Origin of the sequence: Vibrio sp. 1S139 (genome assembly GCF_041439475.1) — a bacterium.
Lineage (GTDB): Bacteria > Pseudomonadota > Gammaproteobacteria > Enterobacterales > Vibrionaceae > Vibrio > Vibrio crassostreae_C.
In genome coordinates, this window is sequence record NZ_JBGOOD010000011.1 from 76,845 (window position 1) to 86,765 (window position 9,921).

The 9,921-nt window shown below is 44.5% G+C and carries 5 protein-coding genes and 4 tRNA genes; 2 read left to right on the top strand and 7 right to left on the bottom strand.

Annotated elements, in window-relative coordinates:
- Positions 1-2 precede the first annotated feature (2 nt).
- From ACED46_RS06085 to ACED46_RS06115, 7 genes are all read right to left on the bottom strand, one after another.
- Positions 3-2,942: a pyridoxal phosphate-dependent class III aminotransferase gene (locus ACED46_RS06085; RefSeq protein ID WP_371721092.1), complete on the bottom strand. Its 2,940-nt coding sequence runs from the start codon at positions 2,940-2,942 to the stop codon at positions 3-5.
- 1,073 nt (positions 2,943-4,015) lie between these two features.
- Positions 4,016-4,091: transfer RNA gene (locus ACED46_RS06090), tRNA-Gly, on the bottom strand.
- Between the two features lie 32 nt (positions 4,092-4,123).
- A tRNA-Leu gene (locus tag ACED46_RS06095) sits at positions 4,124-4,210 on the bottom strand.
- 80 nt (positions 4,211-4,290) lie between these two features.
- Positions 4,291-4,366, bottom strand: a tRNA-Gly gene (locus ACED46_RS06100).
- 36 nt (positions 4,367-4,402) lie between these two features.
- Positions 4,403-4,476, bottom strand: a tRNA-Cys gene (locus tag ACED46_RS06105).
- A 200-nt stretch (positions 4,477-4,676) separates the two neighbouring features.
- Entirely contained in the window at positions 4,677-6,122 is a 1,446-nt protein-coding gene (viaA, locus tag ACED46_RS06110) for an ATPase RavA stimulator ViaA (protein WP_371721093.1), read from the bottom strand.
- Between the two features lie 11 nt (positions 6,123-6,133).
- The gene (locus ACED46_RS06115) at positions 6,134-7,789 is read right to left on the bottom strand and encodes an ATPase RavA domain-containing protein (RefSeq protein ID WP_371721094.1); all 1,656 of its coding nucleotides are present in this window, start codon (positions 7,787-7,789) and stop codon (positions 6,134-6,136) included.
- A 288-nt stretch (positions 7,790-8,077) separates the two neighbouring features.
- Here ACED46_RS06115 and ACED46_RS06120 point away from each other — a divergent pair, with 288 nt between their 5' ends.
- Both ACED46_RS06120 and ltaE read left to right on the top strand, forming a co-directional pair.
- Positions 8,078-8,593, top strand: coding sequence for an NUDIX hydrolase (locus tag ACED46_RS06120; RefSeq protein ID WP_123322394.1), 516 nt, complete (start codon positions 8,078-8,080; stop codon positions 8,591-8,593).
- Positions 8,594-8,610: 17 nt separating this feature from the next.
- Complete coding sequence (ltaE, locus tag ACED46_RS06125; protein WP_048660102.1) at positions 8,611-9,615, top strand: low-specificity L-threonine aldolase; 1,005 nt, start codon at positions 8,611-8,613, stop codon at positions 9,613-9,615.
- Positions 9,616-9,921 lie beyond the last annotated feature (306 nt).

Here is a 9,921-nt window from a genome sequence, read left to right on the forward strand (position 1 = left end):
AATTACCCTTGTTGTTCTGCTAGCTCAGTGGCTAGAGTTTGAATTTTGTTAATTAGAGATTTGAAATCTGATGTCTTTAGGCACGGATTCAAGATAGTGAATTTAAGCGCACTCTTACCATCCACGACCGTTTCACCGAGTACTGCAACACCACGAGTCAGCGCTTCCAGTCTTAGCGTTTGATTCAATTTGTCTAAATCTAGCTCGCCGTTTGCTGACGGCTTAGATCGGAACAGCACTGTTGATAGTGACGGCTCTGCGAGTAGCTCTAAGTCAGCTTGGTTTTGAATCAGGTCTGCCACTTCTAGCGTTTGCTCAAGAAGATGGTCGTACATATCACCCAACTGCTTTGGTCCAACGCTTTGCATCGTCATGAAGACTTTCAATGCATCGAAACGCTTGGTGGTCGCAATAGACTTATCGACTAGATTTGGCAGTTCATCGTGTTCGCGGTTTAGGTAATCTGCGTGATGTAGAAGGTACTTAAAGTTCGCTTTGTCTTTCAACAATACCGCGCCGCAGCTGATTGTTTGATAGAACAATTTGTGGAAATCGACACTCACAGAGTCCGCTTTTTCGATGCCTTGTAAGCGAGCCTTGTGGCTACTCAAGATAAGCGCGCCACCGTAAGCACTGTCGACATGGAACCAAAGATCTTGCTGACTTGCGATTTCTGCAATCGCATCAAGGTCATCGATAGCACCATGATCGGTTGTGCCCGCAGTACCAATCACAGCAAAAGGAATCAGACCTTGTGCTTTCAGTGCTTTCACTTCTGCGTCTAGCAAGTCAGGCTTGATAGTGCCGTTTGCATTGGTATCAACACAGCACACTGCCGCTTCGCCTAGCCCTAGTAGAGAGGCTGACTTTTGAACCGTGAAGTGAGATTTCTTTGAACATAAGATACGCAGTTTGCTCGCGTATTCTGGTAAGCCAAGCTTTTGGATAGAATGACCATTGTGCTTATCCGCAACCCAGTCTCTCGCAAGCAATAAACCCATTAGGTTACTTTGCGTGCCTCCGCTAGTGAAAACACCGTCAGCTTGTGCGCCAAGTTGGTATTTGTCACACATCCAATCCACAACGCGCTGCTCAACATAAGTCGCAGCCGATGCTTGGTCCCATGAATCCATTGATTGATTCAACGCCGCGATAATCGATTCCGCTGCTACCGAAGCCATAAGAGGAGGAGTGTGAAGGTGTGCAATGCAATCTGGGTGTTGCACGAAGATGGAGTTTGCAGCGACAAGGTCTGCAGTACTATCTACAACATCAACCAAAGCGTGTTGATTGTTATCAAGGTCGACAGCATTGATAGCTGCTTCTAGCACTTTTGGATCTAAACCCGAATAAGGGGTTTCAACCTGTTCAAAAACCGCTTTCATCGCTTGAGTGGTTTGGTTCATCACGTTAGCAAATTCGTCGCTACCGCCTAAACCTGTATGGATGAAATGCTTGTTCCATTCTTGGTTTGCTTGTTCGCTTGAAGCTGGGTCTTGTTGTAAGTCACCACCAGCTGCGATGATCGCTTCTTCCATTACGCGGAGTGCAAAGTCAATCTGCTCAAAAGAGATAATCATTGGCGGAAGGAAACGAATTACCGAGCCATCACGACCACCCTTTTCAACCATCAAGCCACGCTCTAACGCTGCTCGTTGAATCGCTAGGGTTAGTTCGCCGTCTGATTGTGGTTCGCCAAACTTGTTAAGCTCACCATTTGGTTGTTTGATCTCAGCACCGAGCATCAGGCCTTTACCACGAACTTCAGCAATACAGCTAACGCGTGATTGAATCTTCTCAAGCCCGTGACGTAAATATTGGCCTGCGATGTTCGCGTGCTCAACTAAGCCATCTCGTTCGATGATCTCCAACGCCTTAGCGCCAGAGACCATTGCTAATTGGTTACCACGGAATGTACCGGTGTGCTCACCCGCTTTCCATGTATCAATGCTCTTATCGAACACAAGCAGCGACATAGGCAGTCCGCCACCAATCGCTTTAGATAAACATAAGATATCTGGATTAACACCAGACTCTTCAAACGCAAATCGATGGCCAGTTTTGCCCACACCACACTGAATCTCATCAAAAATCAGTAGGATGCCGTGCTCATCACAGATGCGACGTAGGCCTTGTAACCAAGATGCTGGAGCAGGAATCACACCGCCCTCACCTTGCACAGGCTCAACGATCATCGCCGCCGGTTTCATGATGCCAGACTCGTCATCATTCAACATACGTTCGATGTAACGAATGCTCGCGTTAGCACCCGCTTCACCACCAATACCAAACGGGCAGCGTAGGTTGTATGGGAAAGGCATGAAGTGCACATCAGACATCAAGCCGCTACGACGCTCTTTAGTGCCGAGGTTACCCATCATACCCATGGTGCCGTTCGTCATACCATGGTAAGCACCACGGAAAGCAAACATGGTGTTGCGACCTGTGGTTTGCTTGGCGAGCTTGATCGCCGCTTCCACAGCGTCAGCGCCAGATGGGCCACAGAATTGAAGAACCGAGTTATTTGAAAAGTCTTGAGGAAGAAAAGCTTTAACTCGCTTGATAAACGTCTCTTTTGCTTGAGTCGTGATATCAAGTGTTTGGTATGGCAAACCAGAATCGAGTTGGTCTTTAAGTGCTTGGTTAATCTCAGGGTGGTTGTAACCCAGAGAAAGTGTACCTGCACCGGCTAAGCAATCGAGAAAGAGTTGGCCACGAGTATCTTCAACTAAAGCGCCACATGCTCGTTTAATAGCAATAGGCAGGCGTCTTGGGTAAGAGCGAACATCCGACTCATGCTGTTCTTGCTCTAGCAAAATAGCGTCAGGTGTTAGGTCGTACGTTCCCTCTAAGATAGGAACCATAGTTGAAAATGAATTTGCGATAGTATTGATATCGACTTCAAAGGCGATAGTCATAAAAGTCCCCTTGAATGTGTTCATACTCACCTCCATCAGACGCAATTACCCACCAACTCTCGTTAAATTTGGAGAGAGTTCATAGTGAAGTACACGTATTGTCTAGAAATGAGATATAGCTGTACACTCGCATAAGTCAAATGACGAATACGAAATTAAGCCGTCTTAAGACAGCGATAAATTGTTAGCGTGAGCTCAAGGTTCAGTAATGCTACTGTTTTGAAGAATTGGACATTTTTGCAGGATCGGGCAGCTATGAGGAGCTGGTCCCTTTGGAAATGCAGAGCTGATTAGCAATGTTGTAATTAGTGTGTTCAATGTTGGGTTTCCCATTAACATGACGAACTGCGCCATAAGTATCCCGTCTATCAGCTAAAGGACTAGCCAATACCTACCCTACGTAATGTCCCAATCAGCAAGAATGGTCACTACGCGTATCCCCCAGAAGCAATCGTTGCTCTTCTTGAACATTTTCATTCCGAGATTGCGCGGGAAAGTAACATAAAGTGAAATGAACGCTCAATAGTTTTTAGTAATAGCTTGATAAATAGCAGCGGTGGCTAAGCAATTGCTGTAAATATCGTCACACTATCGTTTGGGAAAGAGATCCCCGGTTCATTCGTTCCTCACACCCGAGGATGACGACGTGGGTGTACAGGCGGTGTTAGTGATGGCTTTGAGGCTGTGGCGCCTTTCCGTCATTCCTTAGCCTGAAGAATGAGTTCATTCGGAGTCCCTTACAACATGTCGATGTATTGTTTTATTCAGAAACTATCTGATGCAATAGATTAAACTGAAGTTAATCAGCAAGCGGCAAGAGCTCCCCGGTTCGCTCGTTCCTCACGCCCGAGGATGACGACGTGGATTTATAAACGTTACTAGAGAGACTTTGAGGTCATACCGTCTTTCCGTCATTCCCTAGCACGAGGAACGAGTTCATAGGGAATCTCGCTTTTAAAAACTAACTTGATTGCAAAATTTGAAACAGAGATAGAAATGAATGTTGAGTGCGGATTCGAACAAGAAGAGTTCTTAAACGTAAAAGCTAAACGTCAGAAACCAAAAAGCCCGAACATTTCTGTTCGGGCTTCTTAATTTGGAGCGATACATCGGGTTCGAACCGATGACCTCAACCTTGGCAAGGTTGCGCTCTACCAACTGAGCTAGTATCGCATTTGCTTTATCGAGATAAAGACTTTAATAGATGGTGCCCCGGGCCGGACTTGAACCGGCACAGCGCGAACGCCGAGGGATTTTAAATCCCTTGTGTCTACCAATTCCACCACCAGGGCACGCAATTCTTTATTGCGATGCCGATTACTGAAAAGTAAAACACCATCTTAATGCTGACGCCAATCAACATTACAAAATTTGGAGCGATACATCGGGTTCGAACCGATGACCTCAACCTTGGCAAGGTTGCGCTCTACCAACTGAGCTAGTATCGCATTTTCATTCAAATTCTTTCTAGAAGAAAGAGAGAATGGAGGCGCCTCCCGGAGTCGAACCGAGGTCCACGGATTTGCAATCCGCTGCATAGCCACTCTGCCAAGGCGCCTTTTTTAATTCAACACTTTAGGGACTTAAGTAAGCCGCACCGCTGTGTTCGGGTGCCTACTTTACGGATTGAGGGGAGATAGTCAAACAAAAAAGTGAATTTAAATTCCGTTTGCTGACATTTAAATCAAATTGCTGCATGTTCGATCTCTTTAATCAAAAAACACACAGCAAAATCGAGTTAAACAAGATGTTCTAGCGCTACCACTTCTTCATAAAACGACCGACAAGACTCGGATGATACGCCCAGCAGTGGTCAAACATAGTCATAAGTTGAGGGTTGCCATACTTAGAAAGACTAACCGCATGGAAACGGTTTTTGTGTTCTTTCAACTTTTCAACCTGAGCAATCATTTCGTCTGATTGTTTCGGCGCAATAAAGTCAGAAAGTACGATTAAATCGGCATTCTTGTATTTATCACCAGTCATTAGGTCAATCGACTTCATGAGAACAGGTTCCAAATCCGTACCGCCGTGGAATGAGTAACTTAAGAAGTCGCTCGCTTCACGTAGGCCATCTTGCCTTGTTAACTCATAGGTAATCTGCTCAGAAGAAAAAAGAATCACATAACAGTCTCTCTCTTCTGCAAGAGCAATTTGCATTAAGGCATAAGCCATTGCTTTAGCAGACTGCTCAGGGAAACCACTCATAGAACCCGAAGCGTCCACACAGACTATAAACGGGCCCTTTTCAATATCGATGTTCTTGCTATCTGGTTTTTGCGCCTTCACTTTGCGTAACGTGCGTGATTTACCTTGCGAGCGATAGCTCAGTAAACGCTTGTCGGCCAAGTGCTTGTAAAAGATAACCTCAAGTTCAGGATAAGCTAAGAACATGGTTTCGTTTGGCAGCATCTTGTTAAGGTCATCACTTTCATGAATCCCGACAATATCATCGACCGCTTCATCGCTTTTCTCTTCAACCACCTGCAATTCTTCTACAGGGGCTTTGTGTAGCGAAGGATCATCTTCCTCACCAGCCATACGGCCTAGCTTTTCAGCGATCTCTTGCAAGCCCTTGTGCTTATTCAAGAACTCAGCATGACGTTTCATGATGGTAAGGTCTGTTTTGCTTAATTTGGCAGAAGCCATGTCCCACAAGCGCCCTACACTGCCTTCATCACCCGACTCAGTCACTTTATCCATGTTTTTCATGGTTTCCATGCGCTGATAAAGATCGGCTAAGACTTTTTCTTTGCTTGTTTCAAGTTCAGTTACTTGAGCTTGTTTAATCGCATCAGAAAGTGATTGGTACCATTGGTCGCAAAAGTAGTGTGGAAACATCGCGTTATAAACACCCTTGTCGTTCTCCATAAGGCGTCGAGCTTGTAGATAAAACGCTGAGTGCCACTCGAGCTTTTTGATAACACTGTCTATCTCATCAAAGAACTGAGGTTCATCCCAGTAAATCACTTCTTGATAAAGGGCGATTTCCTCTTGGAATCGATCAGTTTCACACACCTTGGTGACGCGTTTTTTTACTTTACCGCGCCATTTGACTAAGTGGTTTTTCACTGATGTTTTCACACCTTTGTTCTCTGCAGCCATCATGACTTGAGAACGAGCGATGAGATCATTCATCGCGGTATCAATGATTCCGGAATCAGCTACCATCAAAGCGAGGTTTAAGCCGTCTGCTCCTAACATATGCTCTCCTCTTACTCGAAGTACTGGCTCATAAACTTAATACGCTGAGCGATCTTTGCACTCTTCACTTTCGTGGTTTCAAGATCTTGCGTTACCGATTGCAAACTTGCTTCCATCGCTTTTGGTAAATCAGGGTCAATATAGTTATGAGGTAATACATCATGGAATTCAGTACGAACGCGTTTTAACTTGAATTCAGCTTCAGTTAACTGTTCTAAGGCTTTCTCAGCGCCACTCAACCACTTGTTGTACAGTTCTTGGTCTAAACCGTCAGTAGTAACCACACTCACCAATACAGAGCGATTGGCGATGTCTTTAATCACTAATTGGTTTGATGCATCCAAGTCGAGTTTTAAACGGCATAGGTTTTTATTTTCGTTTACGTAACCGTAAATATCACCGTGACCTTCTTTAAGAACACGATCAAAATCGTCTTTGGCTACGTATACCCAACGGCTATCGCCTTTCTCAGATTCAGAAACCGACATGTTGCTTTGCAGCATAACCAGTTTCACTAGATTGTAAGCACTGCCCACGCTGTACATTTTCGCGTTCTTGATGTCATTCTGGTAAACATCTTTACGCAACAAGCCACTGGTTGACTCCATAGAAAGTGACATCGACAACGTTGATTCAACATCGTCTTGAATCTCTTCTAACTCTTCACGAGACATTTCAATTTGAGCTTTCGACTCTTGTTGATCAAACGCTCGGTTCAATGCAAAGTCTTTCACCACGCTACGAACCACATCACGTGATTCTGGGCTATGCCACAAACAATCTTGCAGAAGCATAATATCCAGCGGGTTCACGCTATCGCGACCACTGAAGAACGCACTCGCTTTCAATAGTTTAACGGCCTTCTTCCAGCGTCTGTCTGATACATACAATTCTGACTCTGAAGCAGAGCCTTGCTTCTTAACCGTCTCTTCAAGCATGGTTTTTAGTTCAAACAACTTATCAAACGAATTGTCTGTCAGTTCCAGCTTATCGAGCTCTTTCTGCCATTGATGGTATTCAATGTCCGTAATCGCCAAACCTTTTGGAATTACCGCTTCTTGAGAAGTACCCGTCGTCAGCATCGATTTGAAGTTTTGTTTGTTTTGAATACGGTTCACGAACACGCGTACCAACATACGGTCATAAAGTGCTTCCAAGCCGCTGTCTTCATCTGGAAGTTCGTTGGATGCCGATACTAGTAGACGCATCGGTACACGTTCAATATCACTGCCGTTTTTGAAAGTCTTTTCGTTAACGACAGTAAGTAGCGTGTTTAGGATTGCAGGGCCGGCTTTCCAGATCTCATCAAGGAATACAACTTGTGCTGTTGGTAGGTAACCTTCGGTCAGCCTTACATAACGACCGTTGTCTTTTAATTCTTGGATACTTAGCGGGCCGAACACTTCCTCTGGCGTAGAGAAACGTGTCATCAAATATTCAAAATAACTACTGTTGTCAAAAGCCTGAATAAGACGTTTTGCGATAAGGCTTTTTGCAATGCCCGGAGGGCCTAATAGAAACACGCTTTCACCAGCCAATGCAGCCAGTAAACATAGCTTAATCGTGTCTTCTCTTTCATAGACTCCATCAGAGAGAGCATGCGCTAATTTATTGATTCTTTCAGAGAGTAGCGCCTTGTCAGCATGTGAAGAAATAGAAGGGTTCATGCGTTACTCCGAAAATCTTTGAACAATTGAGAGTGTAGATATGTTTTTATACATTTGTTAGTACTTTGTTACAAGTGTATTTTATTATTGAGTTGCATTTATATCAGATGGTTACGTCGGTAATTTTGGCGCAATCATAGATTCCAATTATGAGAGTAACATCACGAACGGCGTGAAACTAAATCTATTGCTAACCCTAATTTTTCTTTTATTTTCGACACCATAGACGTTATGGTGGTGCACGTCTTCCGTTATACGAAAAATTGGCAAGGAATGTGGCCAGACTGCATGAGTAAAGTTATCCATAAATGGAAAAGTATTTCTCTCATAGAAGAGAACGTGACGCTCCCTACGAACGTCGTGGTAAAACATACAACAATAAACCACCCTGGCGCGGCAGTTATTCTTCCTATCACTTCGTCTGGAACAATCATCCTCATTAACCAATTCCGCCCTTCTCTTAAGAAATGGCTTTTGGAACTACCTGCAGGCACGATGGAAATTGATGAGTCACCTCTTCAATGTGCCCAGCGTGAATTGGAAGAAGAAACCGGTTACAGCGCAACTTCCTTTCAAAGCTTGGGGCAAGTCACCCCTTTGGCTGGCTTCTGTGATGAAATACAGTATCTGTTTGTCGCAAAAGACTTAAGCCTCACTACCCGCTTTGAATGTGATGAAGATGAAGTCATAGAAGTGCTCGAACTAAGCTTAGAAGAACTGCAAGATAAAATACGACACGATCAAATCACCGATACAAAAACTATCGCTTGTTTAAGTAAAGCCCAACTCTGCGGCTACCTATAACACTCTAGGAGAGAAACATGGACTTTCGTTCTGATACCGTAACTAAACCCTCACAAGCTATGCGCGATGTAATGGCAAACGCAGAAGTCGGTGATGATGTATATGGTGATGACCCAACAGTAAACGAGCTTGAGCAGTGGGCAGCCAACGAAACGGGCTTTGAAGCCGCTATGTTCACCTCTTCAGGTACGCAAGCCAACCTACTCGGCCTAATGGCGCACTGTGAGCGTGGTGATGAATACCTATGTGGTCAACAGGCGCACAACTACAAATACGAAGCCGGTGGTGCGGCGGTATTGGGCTCGATTCAACCTCAACCAATCGAGAACAACCCAGACGGCACTTTAGATTTTAAAAGGCTTGCTGCTGCGATTAAGCCAGACGACAGCCACTTTGCTCGTACTAAGCTTCTTAGTTTAGAAAACACGATCAATGGTAAAGTGCTGCCAATGTCTTACCTAGCGGAAGCTCGTGAGTTCGTAAACCAACATGGTTTACAGATGCACTTAGACGGTGCACGCGTATACAATGCGGCAGTCGCGTTAGACGTTCACATTAAAGAGATCGCGCAACACTTCGATTCGATGACGATTTGTTTATCTAAAGGTTTAGGTGCTCCGATTGGCTCTCTGCTACTTGGTAGTAAAGAGTACATCGCTAAAGCACGTCGACTACGTAAAATGGTTGGTGGCGGTATGCGTCAAGCAGGCATTCTTGCTGCAGCAGGTAAAATGGCACTGACTGAGAACGTTGCTCAACTTAAAGCTGACCACGAGAACGCGAAAAACCTAGCGATCGGCCTAAGCAAGTTAGAAGGCTTTTCTGTTAACCCTGATTTCATTCAAACTAACATTGTGTTTGCTAAGTTAGATGAGTCCGTGGATATCAACCGAATCGCTCGCGAACTGGGCAAACAAGGCATTACGATGTCTCCAGGTAACCCGGTTCGATTTGTTACTCATAGAGATATCAGCTCTGAAGACATCACTACTTTCCTAACAAAGCTAGAAAATGCACTTTAACTCTTAACGAGAAGAGCCTCTATCGCAATTAACACTAAAGCTTCCTTCGGGAAGCTTTAATTTTTCATCAAATCTGTTAGACAATTCCACAACAAAACCAGCCTTCGACACCTGTAGGTTTTCTAGAAAACACACTAGATTGACTGGAACAGAACGCAATCTCGTTTTGGCCTATAAGGATACCTTCTAAGAATAACCCCTAAATTTAAGCATTCAATTAACCTTTGAGTTTGAATTTCATTAATGACTTAACATAGACAGAACCTTAAGCACTAAGCTCAGCGTAAATTCCGTCTAACGTAATGT

What these genes read in the sequence shown, in the direction of transcription:
- ltaE (WP_048660102.1), top strand. Translation starts at nt 8,611, where the DNA reads ATGGACTTTCGTTCTGATACCGTAACTAAACCCTCACAAGCTATGCGC.
- viaA (WP_371721093.1), bottom strand. Translation starts at nt 6,122, where the DNA reads ATGTTAGGAGCAGACGGCTTAAACCTCGCTTTGATGGTAGCTGATTCC.
- ACED46_RS06115 (WP_371721094.1), bottom strand. Translation starts at nt 7,789, where the DNA reads ATGAACCCTTCTATTTCTTCACATGCTGACAAGGCGCTACTCTCTGAA.
- ACED46_RS06120 (WP_123322394.1), top strand. Translation starts at nt 8,078, where the DNA reads ATGAGTAAAGTTATCCATAAATGGAAAAGTATTTCTCTCATAGAAGAG.
- ACED46_RS06085 (WP_371721092.1), bottom strand. Translation starts at nt 2,942, where the DNA reads ATGAACACATTCAAGGGGACTTTTATGACTATCGCCTTTGAAGTCGAT.